We start from the raw sequence: 17,969 nt of genomic DNA, 5'->3' as shown, positions 1-17,969 counted from the left end.
GCGGCGGGTGACATCAAATTCCGAAAAGCTCATATCAATTAACTCAATTGTATGATTAAAAACACTATTATATCATTAATCGCATCTGAAACTGGAAACTGGCTCTGACCGTGCAAAGTTCTCCTTAGGTAAATCAAAATCAAATTCTGTTTAGCAATAATGAGGAAGTCAGGGAAAACCCTGACCGTGTTGGGGTTCGGGACAGCATTCCGGGCTCTGCCCTTCATGTCCCTCGCGCCGGTCGGCGGCGCGACCCTTGAGCTTGATGGTTTTAAGTAGCGCCTGCTAGAATTCTTTAATATATACACCTTATCGTTTTTGCCACGATGTAGTGGGCAATGTCGCAGTAGATCGTAAACACTCCCCGGCATTTTGCATGTTTGATTTAAATTCATTAGCTATGTCGATGAATTCAATATCGAGCGCAGTGAGTTCCAACGTAATGATATGCAGGTATTCATGAAAAGAGCCGTTTTCATCGGAAAGCGCTTCAATTGCGGAACGGATCAGTGAAACTAGCTTGGTGTCTCTAGCCAGTTCCTTTGAGCTTTTCTTGGTGCCGAGAGTAGCTGTAAATTCGCTCGAAGATGCCGCAGATTTTGTGGTTTTCTTTTTCGGGCTCGCTTTGGATTTGCCGGAAGTATCTTCCGTTTGTGCCACAAGACCATCTTCACTATCAACTTGCTTATTTTGTGAAAGAATTTCAAAGTACTTGAATTCGTTGCAGGCGGATTGCAGTGATTCCGGCATTTTTTTCTCTCCAAAACCATAAACCAGTTGGTCAAGGAAAAGCAAGAGCTGCGGTAAGCTATTCATGCCAGAATTCCCGAGATTATTTGAAGTTGAAAGTATACATGCCATCCTAAACTTATAGTCAAGGTAGCCAAACTTAATAAAAAATCATTTGTTACAATCACTTATGCGAATTTAAGTTTTAAGGACTATTGATACGCTCCTGCTGCTCCACCCGTAACGGTGTGTAGCATCATAAGACTTCGGCCTTAGCTTTATTCAAACTACCGCTGACTGGGCCGGTGATATAATGGCTATATTTGTTCATTCAGAAGGTTTGACCATGGGAAAGATATTAGCTGCGGCGTGGCTTGCGATACTTCTTCTGGTGGGACAGGCGACTTTGGCTGACCAGGAGGCCCAGAAGGCGGAAACCGCCAAGAGCAAGGCGGAGGTGCTTGAGGAAAAGGCAGCGTCCGAGGACAGCAAAATGCCTCCGGCTTCGGCCGAGCTAATTACTAAGAAGCAAGTGCAGGCGGTCGATCCGATGGGCGAAGAACCCGTGGACGATGCGATCACTTGCCTTGCACGTACTATTTATTGGGAAGCCAGAGGTAGTGAGGCTAACGTAATGGAGGCCGTCGCCAATGTGGTTATGAACCGGGTCGGCCATGAGGGCTTCCCAAACACCATCTGTGGCGTTGTCAAGCAAGGCTACGAGCAGAGAACCTGCCAATTCTCGTGGTGGTGCGATGGCCGTCCAGATGACGCCGAGGAGGATAAATCCTACACAATTGCCAAGGAAGTTGCCCGTAAGGCCCTCAACCGCCAACTCAAGGACCGAACTGGTAGTGCCTTATACTTCCACCATCGGAAAGTAGCCCCAGATTGGTCTAATGAATATACCAAGACAATTGAAGTCGGCGAGTTTATCTTCTACAAACCGGCTAGCGGCAAGGCTAAATAGACTCTATCCGTTGACTTCAGTTTAAAAAAATTACACTATCCATTATCGATGGCAACAGAAAAACTGCATGCTGATAAACTTCATTTAATCAGCTTCCACTGTTTTCTCCACAACACCGGCGGATCAACAGTGAGATCAAACAGTGTAATGTTATTCTCAACTCATCATTCAGCATCCCAGCGACGATATCCCGCGCCAGCGTGGTCAAGTTGACCATGCGACTCACATAGCTGCTGTCTACCCCTTTGCGGGCATCAATTTCCTTAAATGACTTTGATTCTCCCAACTCCAACATGGAAAGCCAATGATGTCTTCTGGCCAGCGCTAGCTGCAGCGGTGTTGCCGCCGTGTCCCAAGGCCGTGCTTTTGGATAACTGCATTAGTCAACATCTCAATTATTACAATTGCTTTTACAAGCGCAGTCTAATGAGAAGGTCTCTAATCTGAGCGATTACTCTGTTAAGACATAGAATTAATTGTCATGGAATGTTAATTTACTGATCGCTTGTTGAGGAAACCCGTCGCAGCCGCTACCACCAGGGGGATTAAAATCCAGCCCGCAAGTATGTGAAAAGCATTATATGCCTGTCGCCAACCGGGGGCTGGGTGGCAGTGCTTGGCGATTTCGAGATCGACCGGCACAAACTGATCGACACTGTAAGCGAAACGAGAAAAGAAGCGGTCAAGCATATGGTTGTCCAAGCTCACATCGATGTCAGGCTGCCTCAGCCATTCTTGCAATTCTGCCATCATCCACGCCATAGAATCGCCGGATAACTGTCCGGCGCAGTCTTCACCGCCATTGCTGCGTGAGTTGGAAAGCGGCTGGGTGAGCTGAGTCGCAGAGAGTAAAATCACATCTTCGCCCTTGGCAGCAGGGCGCAATGCTTCATCCGGCCAAAAGACTATCATGCCCAGAATGATGACGAACGCGCACCAGATGCCTACCTTGTACAACCGTACGCCGTACCCGGCAAGAACATCCCACAGCATACCTTTAAAGTAACTTAACCGTTTTGACTGATCACGCGCACGCCCTGTCTCGCGTCTTTTGCCCTAGTGATAGATCTTGTCCGCCTCGTTATGACAGCCTGCAGCGCGCGCGCATCGTTCAAGTACAAGATAAGGATCAAGAGAAAAATACTCTGGATCTTGCCGATCAACAAGCAATCGCCAATCTCCATTGAAAAAATCGAAAGTGCAGCCAGTAAATATTATTTTTTCTTTACGAAATGGATTGGATGAATCAATGATGAGCCGCCTGATTTTGGCGCCGCTGAAGTTGGCACCTTCATAGAAGATAGCTTTTCTTAAGATTAGCTCATTCTTGATTGAGATATTGTTAAATTCTGCCATTGACTTAAACTGCGCACCATCAAGCTGCAAATTAATACCGAATTCCCCATAACGCAAGTCGACTTTTCCGTCGAACTGAGTATTCCGAAAAAAGCTACCTGCGGTACAATGGAGCGCATTAAATGTCGCGGTATACTTCACATACGCACTATCTAGGTCTAAGATCCAACCGATCTGTCCGTGATCAAGATTGAGGCTTTCCTTTTCGCCAAGGAATTGCGATAGAACGTTCAAGAACAATTGGTTGGAGAACTCCTCGATATACGCATGCGGTTCATCGTTCTCACTGAGGATTAACCATTTACCGTTCTCGTTCTTCTTTAAATTGCAGCTTTCAGGAAGATGAAAATTGTGTTGCGCGAGTACCGTCCTCAGCTCGCTGGATAATGGCCCTTCAGCAAGGTGAAGGTTAGGCAGGGGAATTTCATACGGATTAAAATATGCATAATAGCAGGAGAAACCGGTGAAGTCGGCCTTACCGGCATAGCGGCTCCCTTGCGCGTAGAGGTTGCGAAGGCGGCATAGAGCAAAATTCGCTCCCTGTCCGAAAATCGCAGCACGCAGAGAAATATCTGCTTCCCACCGGCTCGACGAAAAATTCACGGTCTTACTGAACTGAGCGCGATCGAAAAGCCCAAATCCCCTGCAAAAAATATTGCTGAAGTCAGCCTCCGCTCTGACTACAGCATTGTCGAAGTAGAGATTCAGCCCAATATCAGAAGAGGCAAGAGAGAACGAGGGTCCTAAGAATGCGGTCGGGATCGACACGGAAATATTATTGCCGTCACGCTGCAATGACCAGCGAACTGATGAATGAGGGAATTCAAGAATCCATTTACCGTCTTCCTCTTCCTGGCTAAACGACACTGACGACGGAAGCAAAGCAAACTGCTTCTCCATTTCCGCTTTCAGCCACGGAGGAATATTTCCTTCTAACCATGGTTCGTCCGTCGGCAAATCGAGAGTTGAAGAATAAACCGAGAAATTAGCATTCCTGCAGCGCAGTCCCGAAAAATCGACTGGTCCCGCGAACATCGCACCAGATGCATCGAAGTTATCAGTCTTTGAATTGTCAAATCTCACTAAAAAATCGGGATGACAGAAGCGGGCCAAAGCAACCGAGAAATTAAAACCGCAGGACACTCCGTTCAGCACGACAGCACCTTCAAACACTGCTCGGGTGAGCTCACAAGCAACGCCATAGGACGATGCGGTGAAATCGACTGCCAGCGCCTCACAACTATCGAAGCGAGTTTTGTAGAAGAAACCACCTAGACCGCAGTGCAAGCCATTGAAGCTCACGCAGCCCTTAAACACTGACTTTTTGACCGAAAATGCTTTGTTGACTTTACCGCCAATGAACTCGACCGGTGGCCGCGGCAGCTCCCTCAGCTCAGATTCATGAGTCTCTGTCTTAAAGAATCTGCAGTGATTGAAGGTCGCGCTCCCCTCGCAGCAGAAACCTATGAATGAGACAAAGCCATGGAAGTTACTACCGTCAAAATTGAGGTCGGCCTTGAATACAGTGTGCGCCAGATGCTCGTCACCGCCATTGACGTTGCCCCTAAAAATGCATTCGCGGAACTGCACCGTGCCATCAAAGATGGCATTGCGCATATCGATCGCCTCGGAAAATTCGCAGCAGGTGAACTCGATACTGCGAGAAATATGGGCGAAGCGCAGGTTAAGTTCGTCCTCAATCACATGGTCTTGCAAGATATAAGGCTCTGATATTTCCTCACCCAAAGCTTTCTTGACATCTGCCGCAGCGATTCTGGGACGCCCATCAATCAGTTGCAGTACCATCGAACCTCCTACTCTTACCCGGATCTCCCTAAAAGCGGGCAAATTTCACTTAAATAAGTGATGAATCATGATGATCGAACAGACAACGGGTACACGTTTCAAGTTAAGTTTCACTGACATGTGTTTGAGTTAGAGAATTATTCTATATTTTCATCGCCCATTTTAATAAGTATAAAGACCAAATGCTTGGAGTCCCGGCTAGGCCGGGGCTTGGCATGTTATCGATCAGTTCCAGAAGGCCGATTTGATCTCATCGGTTGATCTGGGTTTTGTCCAGTTGGACTGGTTACGTTAGGACCCGTAGGATCACTTGGATTCACTAATGTAGCAGGTTGATTTCGATCTACTTTTGGAGGTGGGGCGTCTATCGGTGTATTCTCAGCCGCGTCTGAGCGCGGACCCTCCGAATCAATATCACGTTTTTCCTCAACAGTTTTTCCTGCCCTGTCTTGATCCCGGGGCGCTGCTGGTTCTGAGGTCGTTTCTTTATGATCTTTAGCATGCTCTGCAAAAACGGAAGAACTCAAAATAAAGAAACTACCGATAAGAAAAATAAAACTCACTAATAGATTGGCGAATGTAGTCATGATAAATATCCTTTTTGAAAGAGTTTGTTTTAAAAAAGATACTGATTCACATCAAATATTTTTCCCTAATGGATTTGATCTGTAGGTTTTGTCCAAGAGAGCTCTATTGATAAATGCTAATCGAAGCAGGTATCTTTTAATTTCCAGTTTTTTATTCCTGTATTGAACACTATGAATACGCATCATTCTCTCCAATTCAATTATTGGCCACCCATAGGATTACCTGAGGGAGAAGAAGCAGGATGATCAGTTTTAGATTGCTGTCCGCTGACGCTGCTACGCTGATCATCGGAGCGAATATTGCGCTTATCAGAAGATTCTTTACCACCTTGATTTTCAGAGCTTTTGTCAGGCTGCGATAACCTATCTCTATCGCTTGATTCTTTATTTTCCATCCGGCCAGAAGAGGAAGAGGATTCTGCTAAAACAGATGTGCTCGCTAAAAAGAAAAGCACAAAGATGAGAGTAACGAATGTTAAGTTTTTGTCTTTACTCATGACTTACTCCACGACATTAAAAAGGAATAACTATAATCCACCCTATAAGGCATGCAGTCGGTACGCTACCAAACGTATAGAGGGATTTAGATGAGCTAGAAGAGATAATAAGAAAAAAGTTAAAATAATTCATGTAAGTCTACCTGAGCAGACTAAATCAATTAGTGCTGACAGGATGTAATAACGCTACCCAGAACCATTCGCGCTCGTCAGTATAAAGCGTATCAATGTTAAAACCACTTCTTTCAGCAAGAGAAGTCAGGTGCTCTTCATCATACTTGTAAGAACATTCAGTTTGGATAGTCTCGCCAGCCTCGAACTTAATTACTTTACTAGCCACCGTCACTTGATGCGTTATCAATGATTCTAAATGCATTTCAATGCGATTTGCCTCGTCGTTGAAGAAGGAGATGTGTCGAAAACGGGACAAATCGAATGTCGCTCCGAATTCTCTATTCAAATGCGCCAGTATATTCAGGTTAAACGCAGCAGTAATTCCCGCCTGATCGTTGTAGGCAGCGTGCAAGATTTCAGGATCTTTTTTACGATCAACACCCAGAATCAATCTACCATTTTGTCCTACTACACGACGAATACTTTTCAGGAATGACACCGCATCAGCGGGATGAAAATTACCGATGGTTGATCCAGGAAAAAAAGCAACCCGCCGTGATCGAGAAGGAAGTAATGGAAGATTGAATGGTTGAGTATAGTCTGCGCAAATCGGCACAATGTCCAATGCGGGATATTGTTCTGAACGTTTTGCCGCGACTTCCAAAAGCTGCTTTCGAGAGACATCCACCGGAATATATGCGATAGGTGATTCCAGTTGATCCAGCAAATAGCAAACTTTTTTACCGGCTCCGCTTCCATATTCAATAAGTACAGCATCAAATCCTACTTGGGACGCCAGGACTGGTGCATACTGAGCGAGAATACTTAATTCTGTGCGTGTCGGATAATATTCTGGCAATCTACAAATTTCTTCGAAGAGACGGGCGCCAATGTCATCGTAAAAAAGCGCGGGGGGAAGTGTCTTGATGTCGTTTGTAAGCCCATCCAATGCCTTATACTGAAGGGAAGATGGCAGTGACGTAGGCGTAAGCAACAAGCTGGTCATTGATTTGCCGCCAAACGAATCCCCGTGAACTGCCAGCGTGTACCACTGGGGAAAAAATTACGATAAGTTAATCGAGCATGGCTACGAGGCGTAGCACAAGATGCACCGCGCAATACCCACTGATCACACATAAACTTTCCGTTGTATTCACCGATTGCAGTAGGAGCAGGATGAAAGCCAGGGTAAGCAACATAAGCGCTTTTCGTCCATTGCCATACGTCGCCGAATAACTGTTGTAGGCTTGATTCACTACTCGCAGAGGGATGAAACGTGCCATGCTCCGCGAATCTTCCATCTATAGCGAATCTTCCATCTATAAAATTCTTCATGGCTACTACTTCCCACTCGGCTTCGGTAGGCAAACGGTATCCAGCCCAGCGCGCAAATGCATCTGCTTCGTAGTAGCTGATATGGCATACCGGTGCGGATAAGATCAAAGGACCATTACCCGAAAGCGTAAACTCGTACCATTCTTCATCATGTTTTTCCCAATAGAGTGGCGCTTGCCATTGATACGTTTGCACTGCACTCCAACCATTGCTGAGCCAAAGTTCAGGTCGCTGATAGCCACCATCAGTAATAAATGCTTGATATTCCTCATTGGTAACCAGACGGCGAGCCATTTGCGAAGCTTGCACATACGTTTTATGCGCAGGTTTCTCATTATCAAACGCGAACCCCTCTCCCCTATTACCTAAAGTGTATACACCCTCATCGATGGCATACCATGCTTGTTCTGTCACAGGTGGAATGCCGATGGGTTTGTCAAAATATGCGGGTCGTATCGGATTTGTCCAGAATATGTGTTTAATATCGGTGATAAGCAACTCCTGATGCTGTTGCTCATGGTTTATGCCGAGTTCAAGCACAGGCCATGCCGGATGGTCCACGTCATCGGCAATTTTCTCGCACAACTCCTCAATCGCTTCATCGATATGATCACGATAAGTAAAAATTTCTTGAACCGTAGGACGACTCAGCAACCCCCGCTGAGCACGGCGGTGATAAGAACCCACCTGCTCGTAATACGAGTTAAACAAAAATGCATAGTGTGGATTAAATATCTTATAACCTGCCAAATAGGGCTTGAGCAGAAAAGTTTCGAAAAACCAACTGGTGTGCGCTAAATGCCATTTTGTTGGACTAACCTCTTCCATACTGGAAACCACGAAATCTTCAATTTGAAGCGGATTGCATAATGCGATGGTTGCCCTTCTTACTGAGCGGAAATGTTCAGATAATGAGGTAGTATCCATATATTTATAAAAATCTTCTAAGTCAGCACATAGTACTTGTACTTCACAACTATTTGATTATTAATATAAATAGTTGTGAAAAATTATGACTTTATATGAGATGACAGTCTGTTCGTTGCCTAACACTCTGAACAAGCAGCGTCTCGGAAATAGCTATCCAACGTTAATAACCCCGTAATTATTTGGCTGATCTTTGGAACTTATGATCGTATTGTATTTCTCATTCGTTTGATTTCTGCAGTGTCCGTGAAAGATCCAGCTCATTTATGACAACATGAAAACAAATACAAAACCCAATAACGACAGTATTAAAAATATGAATATCGGCTGGCAGTTTGATAACAGCTATGCTCGTTTGTCCGAGTTTTTTTATGCGCAGCTTCACCCTGTGCCTGTGCGTGCACCGCGCGTGGCGATATTGAATCATGCGCTAGCAGATTCGCTGGGATTGGAAATCCGCAAGCTGTCCGAAGAAGAAGCCGCATTGCTATTTGCCGGCAATGCAGTGCCTGACATGGCGCAACCCATCGCGCAAGCTTACGCTGGCCATCAATTTGGGCACTTCAATATGCTCGGAGACGGGCGGGCGATATTACTTGGCGAGCATCTCACACTGATTGGCGATCGATTTGATATTCAGCTCAAAGGTTCTGGGCAGACACCGTTCTCACGGCGCGGTGATGGTCGTGCAGCCTTAGCACCGATGCTGCGCGAATATATCATCAGTGAGGCGATGCATGCGCTTAACATACCTACCACGCGCAGCCTTGCCGTAGTTACCACCGGTGAGTCAGTCATGCGAGAAACACTACTGCCTGGTGCAATTCTGACGCGTGTAGCAGCAAGCCACATTCGCATAGGCACGTTTGAGTACGCCGCAGGGTTAGAAAATACTGAAGGAATTAAAGCCCTGGCTGACTATACGATTGGCCGCCATTATCCGGACTTGATGGATGCCGAGAATCCTTACTTATTGCTCTTAAACAGAGTCATTGAACGTCAGGCATCGTTAGTCGCGAAATGGCTATTGGTAGGTTTCATTCACGGCGTGATGAATACTGATAATATGACCATCAGCGGCGAGACCATTGACTATGGCCCTTGTGCTTTTATGGATGCGTATGATCCAAATACGGTCTTTAGCTCAATTGATCACCTTGGCCGTTATCGCTATAGCAATCAACCACGGATTGCGCAATGGAATCTTGCTCGTTTTGCCGAAACACTGCTGCCACTTATACATCCGGTGCAGGAGAAAGCGATAACATTAGCGGAAGAAGCCATCCACGCTTTCCCAGAAATATATCAGATCCACTGGACTGCGGGGATGCGCAAGAAGCTTGGGCTATTCACTGATGAAACAGAGGATATCGAGCTCATCGAAACTTTACTTGCATGGATGCATAAACATCGTGCGGATTATACTAATAGCTTCCATGCATTGGCTTCGAAAACGTTACCTGAAGATGCGGTATTTCGTGATGCTGAATTTGTCGCATGGCATGCACGCTGGCAAACAAGGCTATCACGCCAGTCTAGCTCCATGAATATGTCACTTTGTCTAATGCGAGCAAATAACCCCGCGATCATACCGCGCAATCACCGTGTTGAAGAAGCACTGTCAGCAGCTTCTGAACATGGCGACTACTTACTCATACATCAATTACTTGCGGCAGTGACCAATCCATACGTCGACGCACCGGAGCATAGCGATTACCGCATACCACCAGCACCTTCAGAGCGCGTGTATCAAACCTTTTGTGGAACATAAGCTTCTGTTATACGGTATTGAGGTATTTTAAACCAGGTAAGTATCAATTCCTGCCACTAACAAATCATATTGCGCTTCTACGATCTCTTTGATGGTCAGCGCTGGCAGACCTGTGACCACGTTTCCTTCCGAAACCAGCCAACCAACAGCATCAGCAGGCCCCAGGCTGACTACATAACCTAGCTCATGGTGAAGGTATGGCTCAAGAAGTCCAAAGAAGCCTGAGTGCCGCAATATATTACGTGCTACCAATTTACCTTTACGGACCGCAGATTGTGCGGTTAATGTATTAGAACCCAGGGATTGATAATATGAACAATCCCCAGCCGCAAAAATATTGGACAAAGGTTTTTGATCTTCGATAACTTGCCCAAACGCATTGGCAGTAAAAATATTGTGTTGTTTCATGCCCAAAAACAAGATTGATAAGCTAGAAGGCAGTTCAAATTGTTTTTGCGTTTGTTTATCAGCCAAAAAAATTTGGCCAGATTGTTGCTCGAGATAAGAAGTATTGGGATAAAAAGCAATATCCATCTCATGCATACGCGATTGCACGTAAGTATTAAATCCATCGGGAAATTGCTCCAGCACATGCTGGCTCGCGTGAATCAAACGTAATTCAGCTTTACTTTTTATGCGACGAAGAAATTGTTTTATTTCAAATAAAAACTGTATTCCTGTCGCACCTCCGCCCACTACCGAAATTGACTGCTCAGATTGAATATTTTTGTTAAGCCATTGAGTTAATAATTCAGAGCCGGCCGAGATCGTGAAGTCATGCAAACTCAGCACATTATCATCATGATCCGCTGCCCGATATTCACAACCAGAAGCAATTAATAAATAATCAAAATTCACAACCTCCTCATTGACGATCAGCTGTTTTTTATCCTGATAATTTTTAAGTTCACCTGATGAAAAATGGATTGATGCTGCAATATGCCGGCACCCATAACGATTTTCTATATCGGCAAAGGGTACCAGAAAATCTGTTAGCGGGTAGCGGAATGTCTCTTGTAAGTGCGTAATTTTTATATGCTGCTGTTTGGGATCAATAATCGTAATGTCAGTATCGGGCGCGTATCGCAAAAGTGTTATCAATGCTGCAATACCGGCATATCCACCACCTATAATGACTACTTTCAATCGCTTTTGCTTGGGTATATAAAATGGCAGAAGGGCCACATCGTCTCCTTGATCAATATGCTCAGAATATCGTTTTTTCTCTGAATCAGTCGAGAATCTGTTCTCTCACAGGGATCTTTCACGCTGTTCGCTGAATTCATACCATTCGCAATATATACAGCCTAGCATAAATACGCCCTGCTCCTGATAATTTTCCTTCAACATCGAAATGCCATTAATAGCTATGAATGAGGAATCTGGTCTGCTTGCCAATGTTCGCGAGCCCACTGCCAAAAGGAAGAAATATTGCCTTCACTCATCTCAAGGGATGGATTCTGGCCTAAAAACTGTAAGGCACTGATCAACTGCATGAGTGCATTTGATAAATCGATCGGAGCAGCGCTGGTTTGTTTACTGAGCTTTTCCCCTTTCTCATTGGTTACAACGGGTAGATGTAAATACTGGGGCGTGGGATAACCCAGCAGCTGCTGCAGAAATATCTGTCGTGGCGTCGAGTTTAGTAAATCAGCACCTCGCACGACATGCGTGATATTTTGTTCAGCATCATCTACCACTACTGCTAACTGGTAGGCGTAAATTCCATCGGCTCGACGCAAGACAAAATCACCAATCTCATCTTTAAGCTTCTGGGAATAAGATCCCTGCAAAATATCATTAAACTCAATTCGATCATTGCTAGTTCGAATACGAAGCGCATGTGGTCTACTGATAGGGGCAGGATTCTTAAGGCAAGTTCCAGCGTATATGGGGCCACCTACACTCATCCTATTGGAGTCAGCAATTTCTTTCCGAGAACAAACGCAGGGATAGATAAAACCTTGCCTATTCAGGGCATCCAAGGCATCCTGATAAGTTTCAGAACGTTGACTTTGATAAATTACATCACCATCCCATTCCATACCTAATCTTTCAAGCGTACGTAAAATTTCACTGGCTGCGCCAGGCACTTCCCGCTGCCAATCAAGATCCTCAATTCTGACTAGCCAATCGCCATGATTGGATTTTGCATCAAGATAACTCCCTACCGCAGCAACCAATGAACCAAAATGCAGAACGCCGGTTGGGGATGGTGCGAACCGACCTCGGTACTTTGATGCAGAAATTTGAGTATTTTTCACAGATAAAAATAGCTTGAAATACGAAGAAACAGAGCAAAAACAACAAATCTTTGATCAGCTCTACAAGAAATCCATCATGACCACTTATATAACCTATCTAATCCACTATAATTCTAGAAGAATACCCAATCTTATGTATGATTGAGTAAAAGATAATCAGAATTTTTCAGAGTGGACAATGCATATTCATATACTAGGAATTTGTGGCACTTTTATGGGCGGAATAGCAGCGATTGCACGCGAATCTGGGCACAAAGTCACCGGTTGTGATCAGGATGTTTATCCACCGATGAGCACTCAGCTTGAATCCCAGGGTATCGAATTGATAGCCGGTTATTCGCCTGAACAAATCAAACTTCAGCCAGATATCTTTGTAATTGGCAATGTGGTTACACGCGGCAATCCTTTGATGGAGGAAATACTCAACCAGAATTTACCGTATATTTCGGGCCCGCAGTGGTTATCCGAAAATATTTTAAGAAATCGCTGGGTACTTGCTGTGTCTGGCACTCATGGTAAAACTACCACCAGTTCAATGCTGGCCTGGATACTCGATTATGCCGGACTGAATCCGGGATTCTTAATTGGAGGCATACCTGAGAATTTTGGTGTATCTGCAAGAATTGGAAATATTTTATCACCCAATCCTCATTCCAATCAGGATACTGATATTTCACCTTTTTTTGTCATTGAAGCTGATGAATACGACACTGCCTTTTTTGATAAACGTTCTAAATTTGTGCATTATCACCCCAGAACGGCCATCTTAAATAATCTCGAATTTGATCATGCCGATATCTTTTCGGATCTTGCCGCCATTGAACGTCAATTCCATCATTTTGTTCGAATTATTCCTAATAATGGCCTGATCGTATCTAACGGAACTGATGAGAATCTGCAACGCGTCTTAAAACAGGGGTGCTGGACGCCCACCGAAGAATTTGGAACAGAAGCTGGCTGGCATTCACAGCTGCAAGCCAACAGCGAGGTGAATATCTATTTTAATAAAACACATCAGGGGTGTTTGCAGTGGGATTTATTAGGTGAGCATAATCGAATGAATGCATTGGCTGCACTGATTGCTGCCCGCCATGCCGGCGTGCCTATCAAACAGGGGATTGCGGCATTGGCACAGTTTAAGAATGTCAAACGCCGTATGGAGACACGAGGCACTGTCAACGGTATTACTGTCTATGATGATTTTGCTCATCACCCAACAGCGATTCAAACCACACTAAATGGATTGCGAACACATATTGGAAAAGAAAGGGTCATCGCCGTTCTCGAGCCTCGCTCAAATACCATGAGAATGGGCGTATGGAAAAATAGCCTTGCCCCCAGTTTGGCGGAGGCAGATCAAATTTTTTGTTTTACCCGTAATGCTCAATGGGCAAAAACGGCCTTGGATTCATCGAATAAGAAAACCCATTGTCACGACGATTTGAATCAATTGATACAGGATATCTGCTTGATTGCAAAGCCCGGCGATCATATTTTAATCATGAGTAACGGTGGCTTCGGCGGTATTCATGAAAAAATACTATTAAATCTACAAAATCGTTGATGTAACTTTTTACGCTTAGAATTTCAGATGACAAAACTTAAGCAAGCTCTTAACCGCCCTCAAATTCACACAATGAAAATACCTTACATCCTAAATTTTCCAAGCGAGTTCTGCCCCCTACATCAGGTAAATCAATGACAAAACAGCATTCCACAACTTCCCCACCCATCTCTTGGATGAGCTTCACTGCGGCCTCTGCAGTTCCACCCGTTGCAATCAGGTCATCAATCAGAAGCACCCGCTCCCCTGGCCGAATAGCATCTACGTGAATTTCGATACGATCACTGCCGTATTCTAATTGATAGTCCCTTCCTACTGTTTCAGCCGGCAGTTTATTTTGTTTGCGGATAGGTACGAAGCCTTTGCATAGCTGATACGCCACTGGTGTACCAATGATAAAACCCCGCGACTCAATCCCCGCCACTTTGTCAATTTCAATATTTCTATAGCGGTTTGAAATCTCTTGGATGGTTGTACGCAATCCTACAGGATCTTTTAATAGTGTCGTAATATCACGAAACATAATGCCAGGGTGTGGATAATGTGGAACAGTACGAATATGAGATTTAATTGACATTTTTAAGCTGGCAATGAAAATATTAAAATTAAAATAAAAAGGCCTCAACCGAATGGTTGAGGCCTTTAATACAACTTCAATAGTTACACTACATCAAATCTTAGTGATCCATTGCAGCATCTTTATTAAAGCTCTTTGGTGCCTTCAGTTGGGTCATGAGATCATCATCCCATTTACCTTCAACATTCATATGCAGTGCAGCACCCATTAATACAGCTTCAATCAGATTATGGCTGAGGTATACATATAATCCAGGTTGTTTGAATTCATATGCTGCAGCAACTGCGGCACCGGCTGGAATAAACCAGGTTTCCTGACTGGTCAAAGGCACGTCGCTGAATGAGCCACCTACCCAGTACAGATCAGCATGACCGCCAATCAAGTGTGGATAAGAAGGACGATTTGCTTGTGAATGGATAAACAGAACTTTCTCGCCTACTTTGGCTTTCAGTGCATTATCGCCAGTGATTGCACCAACAGCACCATTAAACACTACGTGGGTTGGGATAAGTCCCTTCGCTGCTTCCAGCATATCTGCCATGCCTTCAGCTGGTGAGCCGTAGTTTTTGAAATTACCACTGCCGTCTTTAGGCAGATAGAAATCTTGTTCGCCAATGTAGAAAGCTTTATCGTATTTATAAGGTTTACCTTTTGCGTCTTTCAGACCGTCTTTTGGTAATACCATAATGGCACCGCTCATACCAGAGATAACATGGAATGGAATCATGGTTCCACCAGGTGCGCAATGATAAACAAATACGCCTGGTTTAACTGCTTTCCAGCGCAATACAACCTCTTCACCAGGTTGTACCAGTGTTAAGCCAGCGCCACCCAATGCACCGGTTGCTGCGTGAAAGTCAACGTTATGTGCCAATGTGCTTTCTTTTGGATTGGATAATGTCAATTCAACATAGTCGCCTTCATGCACAATGATGAGCGGACCGGGAATACTACCATTGAAAGTCAGACCCCAGACTTTTGCACCAGGGGCGACTTCCATCAGTTTTTCTGTTGTTTCCATCCGTACTTCAACAATCTTAGGTCCTTTCGAAACCTGATCATGTTGAGGTACATTCGGCGGAGCCACCAATTCTTGTTTTACACGTGGTAATTTAGAAAGGTCTGGAGCGGCCACAACTGCTTGCGTTGCGCCGAAACAGAGCAATCCTAGTCCTACAACTGCCTGAACAGCTTTAATCATATCTCCCTCCATAAATGATGAACTTTGCGCTTTTTGTGCGCCATTCTAATCTGCTGTGTAACCCTCAGGGCTACCTCAGCACCTGCCCCTTTTAAGAGCAAAGGGCGGAACGGCGACTATACACTTTCTGTGAAAAACTGTCCATTCTTAGTCACTTAAAGCCATACTGGATGAATGGGATTTCAATTAATCACCATAACTAACTACTGCTAGTACTTGTTCATTCAGTTAAAATTACTACACAAGCAGTTAAGCAATTTTTTAGCCTTGTATCAGTTTAATTTCAGCAGCAGCCAGATTTTCTTGGGTACCTTTCAGCACCACAACATCACCAGCTTCTAATCTTGTTTCAGGCGTAGGCAATAATCCGCGAATATTGCGTCTTCTCACCGCAGTTACTTCAACATCCAGACTTGCCAGATCAATATCATTCAGCGTTTTATTGATAGCCGCTGCACCTGGAGTGATGGTAATCGTTAATAATCGTGGAAGTAATTTCTCACTATCTTCCGTTTCATCCTTTACACTATAATAAAAGCCACGCAATAAACTGTAGCGCTGCTCACGGATTTCCCGTATACGTCGTAAAATACGGCCTGTGGATATATCAACAAACATCAGTGCATGAGATGCCAGCATCAAGCTTCCTTCCATGATTTCGGCAACAACTTCCGTTGCGCCGGCCCCCCTTAGCAAATCGATATCAGAATCATCACGTGTTCTAACCACAACAGATAGCTCTGGACGCAGTTCCTGGACATGTCTCAGGATTTTTAAGGCGGAAATTGTATCGGCATAACTCACCACCAATACTTTTGCGCGCATCAGACCTGCGGCAATGAGCACCTCGCGCCGTGCCGCATTACCATACACAACAGATTCTCCCGCGCTGGTCGCTTCACGTATACGCCGCGGATCAAGATCCAAAGCGATAAACGGTATAGATTCCTGTTCCAATATCCGTGACACACTTTGACCGCTGCGTCCATAACCGCAAATGATGACATGATTTTGTGTTTCCATCGTCTGGGCGGCAATGGAGGTTATTTGCATGGCTCGATACATCCATTCGGAACTGTAAAAACATTGAACCATCCGTTCACCATACTCAATAGTAAAGGGAGCGATGAACATCGATAACACCATTGCTGCGAGCACTGGCTGAAGAACAGAGTTTTCAATTAATCCAATGGCACCAGCCTGCGCCAGCAATACAAATCCTAATTCTCCAGCTTGCGCCAAATTCATACCTGTTCTGATCGCCACACCGGAATCTGCATTGAATAAGCGCGATAGCCCGGCAATTACTGCGACTTTCAAAATAATCAGTGCCATCAGAATGACGAATACCCAAAGGAAATTACCAGTAACTACCTGCAGGTCTAATAACATGCCAATTGTTACAAAAAACAAACCCAATAAAACATCCCTAAAAGGTTTGATATCATCCTCAACTTGATAGCGATATTCGGTTTCGGAAATGAGCATGCCCGCAAGAAATGCTCCCAAAGCCAGCGACAAACCGGCTAATTCGGTTAACCAAGCAAGCCCGAGCGTAATGAATAGCACATTCAGAACAAATAGTTCCGATGATTTCTGACGAGCGACCAGGTGAAGCCAGGGACGCATCAACTTCTTCCCCAAAAACAAGATAACGACTAATACAACCATCACCTTCAGGATGGCAGTGGCAAGATCAATGGTATCGCTATCAATTTGGGGGGCTAATGCCGGAACGATGACGAGCAATGGAATAACCATCAAATCTTGAAAAAGCAGTACGCCAATTACCTGCCTGCCATGCGCAGAATTAAGCTCTACCCGCTCTGCCAACATCTTAATCACGATGGCGGTAGAAGACATTGCCAACACACTACCTAGTACAAATCCAACGCGCCAATCCAATCCCAGCATCCAAACCACAGCCATCACTAATAGAATGCTGATGACAACTTGTGCGGTACCAAAACCAAACACGATACGCTTCATGACGATAAGCTTAGGCAAGCTAAATTCAAGGCCTATGCTAAACATCAGAAAAACCACTCCAAATTCAGCCAAATGACGTGTTTCATTGCTTTCAGCGATCCATCCCAAAGCATGTGGCCCGATGACGACACCTGCAAGCAAATAGCCCAGCACGGGTTGCAAACGCAGCAAACGAAACACCACGACTGCCAACACAGCAGTAGCTAATACAATAAGAACAGGCTGCAAAGGATTATGCATGAATAAAATAGTCATAAATCATCAGTGGAATAGAACCATACG

At 44.7% G+C, this 17,969-nt stretch carries 16 protein-coding genes; 3 read left to right on the top strand and 13 right to left on the bottom strand.

Translation table 11 applies throughout. From position 1 onward, the window contains the following. Positions 1–309: 309 nt before the first annotated feature. Positions 310–816: a hypothetical protein gene (locus BM021_RS11850; RefSeq protein WP_090721240.1), complete on the bottom strand. Its 507-nt coding sequence runs from the start codon at positions 814–816 to the stop codon at positions 310–312. A gap of 226 nt (positions 817–1,042) precedes the next feature. Here BM021_RS11850 and BM021_RS11845 point away from each other — a divergent pair, with 226 nt between their 5' ends. Further along, entirely contained in the window at positions 1,043–1,699 is a 657-nt protein-coding gene (locus BM021_RS11845) for a cell wall hydrolase (RefSeq protein ID WP_256207895.1), read from the top strand. 88 nt (positions 1,700–1,787) lie between these two features. Here the strand turns inward: BM021_RS11845 and BM021_RS11840 are convergent, their stop codons facing one another. From BM021_RS11840 to egtB, 7 genes are all read right to left on the bottom strand, one after another. Further along, complete coding sequence (locus BM021_RS11840) at positions 1,788–1,994, bottom strand: hypothetical protein (RefSeq protein WP_177186368.1); 207 nt, start codon at positions 1,992–1,994, stop codon at positions 1,788–1,790. Positions 1,995–2,188: 194 nt separating this feature from the next. Continuing rightward, positions 2,189–2,611: a hypothetical protein gene (locus BM021_RS11835; protein ID WP_143074335.1), complete on the bottom strand. Its 423-nt coding sequence runs from the start codon at positions 2,609–2,611 to the stop codon at positions 2,189–2,191. A 144-nt stretch (positions 2,612–2,755) separates the two neighbouring features. Further along, complete coding sequence (locus BM021_RS11830) at positions 2,756–4,861, bottom strand: pentapeptide repeat-containing protein (RefSeq protein WP_090721238.1); 2,106 nt, start codon at positions 4,859–4,861, stop codon at positions 2,756–2,758. Between the two features lie 218 nt (positions 4,862–5,079). After that, positions 5,080–5,448, bottom strand: coding sequence for a hypothetical protein (locus tag BM021_RS11825; RefSeq protein WP_090721237.1), 369 nt, complete (start codon positions 5,446–5,448; stop codon positions 5,080–5,082). A 200-nt stretch (positions 5,449–5,648) separates the two neighbouring features. Further along, positions 5,649–5,945 (bottom strand): hypothetical protein, encoded by a 297-nt coding sequence (locus tag BM021_RS11820; protein ID WP_090721236.1) that lies wholly within the window; start codon positions 5,943–5,945, stop codon positions 5,649–5,651. A gap of 157 nt (positions 5,946–6,102) precedes the next feature. Continuing rightward, entirely contained in the window at positions 6,103–7,065 is a 963-nt protein-coding gene (egtD, locus tag BM021_RS11815; protein WP_090721235.1) for an L-histidine N(alpha)-methyltransferase, read from the bottom strand. Beyond that, positions 7,062–8,321, bottom strand: a complete 1,260-nt coding sequence (gene egtB, locus BM021_RS11810; protein WP_090721234.1) for an ergothioneine biosynthesis protein EgtB — start codon at positions 8,319–8,321, stop codon at positions 7,062–7,064. The genes egtD and egtB overlap by 4 nt, the downstream gene beginning before the upstream one ends. A gap of 274 nt (positions 8,322–8,595) precedes the next feature. On the opposite strand from egtB, the gene BM021_RS11805 reads away from it, so the two are divergent. Continuing rightward, the gene (locus BM021_RS11805) at positions 8,596–10,092 is read left to right on the top strand and encodes a protein adenylyltransferase SelO (RefSeq protein ID WP_177186367.1); all 1,497 of its coding nucleotides are present in this window, start codon (positions 8,596–8,598) and stop codon (positions 10,090–10,092) included. Positions 10,093–10,119: 27 nt separating this feature from the next. Here BM021_RS11805 and BM021_RS11800 read toward each other — a convergent pair whose 3' ends face one another. Both BM021_RS11800 and gluQRS read right to left on the bottom strand, forming a co-directional pair. Next, the gene (locus BM021_RS11800) at positions 10,120–11,277 is read right to left on the bottom strand and encodes an NAD(P)/FAD-dependent oxidoreductase (RefSeq protein WP_090721233.1); all 1,158 of its coding nucleotides are present in this window, start codon (positions 11,275–11,277) and stop codon (positions 10,120–10,122) included. A 182-nt stretch (positions 11,278–11,459) separates the two neighbouring features. Then, the gene (gene gluQRS, locus BM021_RS11795; RefSeq protein WP_090721232.1) at positions 11,460–12,356 is read right to left on the bottom strand and encodes a tRNA glutamyl-Q(34) synthetase GluQRS; all 897 of its coding nucleotides are present in this window, start codon (positions 12,354–12,356) and stop codon (positions 11,460–11,462) included. Between the two features lie 178 nt (positions 12,357–12,534). Between gluQRS and mpl the strand changes: the two genes are divergently transcribed. Next, positions 12,535–13,920, top strand: a complete 1,386-nt coding sequence (mpl, locus tag BM021_RS11790; RefSeq protein ID WP_090721231.1) for a UDP-N-acetylmuramate:L-alanyl-gamma-D-glutamyl-meso-diaminopimelate ligase — start codon at positions 12,535–12,537, stop codon at positions 13,918–13,920. A gap of 49 nt (positions 13,921–13,969) precedes the next feature. On the opposite strand, the gene BM021_RS11785 is transcribed toward mpl, so the two are convergent. The 3 genes from BM021_RS11785 to BM021_RS11775 all read right to left on the bottom strand — a co-directional run bounded on the left by BM021_RS11785 (position 13,970) and on the right by BM021_RS11775 (position 17,927). Then, positions 13,970–14,497 (bottom strand): adenine phosphoribosyltransferase, encoded by a 528-nt coding sequence (locus BM021_RS11785; protein ID WP_090721245.1) that lies wholly within the window; start codon positions 14,495–14,497, stop codon positions 13,970–13,972. A gap of 100 nt (positions 14,498–14,597) precedes the next feature. Then, a complete protein-coding gene (gene nirK, locus BM021_RS11780; RefSeq protein ID WP_090721230.1) occupies positions 14,598–15,698 on the bottom strand; it encodes a copper-containing nitrite reductase in 1,101 nt (366 codons plus the stop codon). A gap of 261 nt (positions 15,699–15,959) precedes the next feature. Next, entirely contained in the window at positions 15,960–17,927 is a 1,968-nt protein-coding gene (locus tag BM021_RS11775) for a monovalent cation:proton antiporter family protein (protein WP_090721244.1), read from the bottom strand. Between the last annotated feature and the right edge of the window lie 42 nt (positions 17,928–17,969).

Origin of the sequence: Nitrosomonas sp. Nm166 (assembly GCF_900112825.1) — a bacterium.
In the GTDB taxonomy this organism is placed as follows: domain Bacteria; phylum Pseudomonadota; class Gammaproteobacteria; order Burkholderiales; family Nitrosomonadaceae; genus Nitrosomonas.
The sequence above is the reverse complement of the archived record's forward strand: the minus strand, read 5'-3'. Positions and strand labels throughout refer to the sequence as shown.

Excerpts from the sequence above, each read along its gene's own strand:
- BM021_RS11850 (WP_090721240.1), bottom strand. The coding sequence starts at position 816 with ATGAATAGCTTACCGCAGCTCTTGCTTTTCCTTGACCAACTGGTTTAT.
- BM021_RS11845 (WP_256207895.1), top strand. The coding sequence starts at position 1,043 with ATGGCTATATTTGTTCATTCAGAAGGTTTGACCATGGGAAAGATATTA.
- BM021_RS11840 (WP_177186368.1), bottom strand. The coding sequence starts at position 1,994 with ATGTTGGAGTTGGGAGAATCAAAGTCATTTAAGGAAATTGATGCCCGC.
- BM021_RS11835 (WP_143074335.1), bottom strand. The coding sequence starts at position 2,611 with ATGATAGTCTTTTGGCCGGATGAAGCATTGCGCCCTGCTGCCAAGGGC.
- BM021_RS11830 (WP_090721238.1), bottom strand. The coding sequence starts at position 4,861 with ATGGTACTGCAACTGATTGATGGGCGTCCCAGAATCGCTGCGGCAGAT.
- BM021_RS11825 (WP_090721237.1), bottom strand. The coding sequence starts at position 5,448 with ATGACTACATTCGCCAATCTATTAGTGAGTTTTATTTTTCTTATCGGT.
- BM021_RS11820 (WP_090721236.1), bottom strand. The coding sequence starts at position 5,945 with ATGAGTAAAGACAAAAACTTAACATTCGTTACTCTCATCTTTGTGCTT.
- egtD (WP_090721235.1), bottom strand. The coding sequence starts at position 7,065 with ATGACCAGCTTGTTGCTTACGCCTACGTCACTGCCATCTTCCCTTCAG.
- egtB (WP_090721234.1), bottom strand. The coding sequence starts at position 8,321 with ATGGATACTACCTCATTATCTGAACATTTCCGCTCAGTAAGAAGGGCA.
- BM021_RS11805 (WP_177186367.1), top strand. The coding sequence starts at position 8,596 with ATGAAAACAAATACAAAACCCAATAACGACAGTATTAAAAATATGAAT.
- mpl (WP_090721231.1), top strand. The coding sequence starts at position 12,535 with ATGCATATTCATATACTAGGAATTTGTGGCACTTTTATGGGCGGAATA.
- BM021_RS11785 (WP_090721245.1), bottom strand. The coding sequence starts at position 14,497 with ATGTCAATTAAATCTCATATTCGTACTGTTCCACATTATCCACACCCT.
- nirK (WP_090721230.1), bottom strand. The coding sequence starts at position 15,698 with ATGATTAAAGCTGTTCAGGCAGTTGTAGGACTAGGATTGCTCTGTTTC.
- BM021_RS11775 (WP_090721244.1), bottom strand. The coding sequence starts at position 17,927 with ATGCATAATCCTTTGCAGCCTGTTCTTATTGTATTAGCTACTGCTGTG.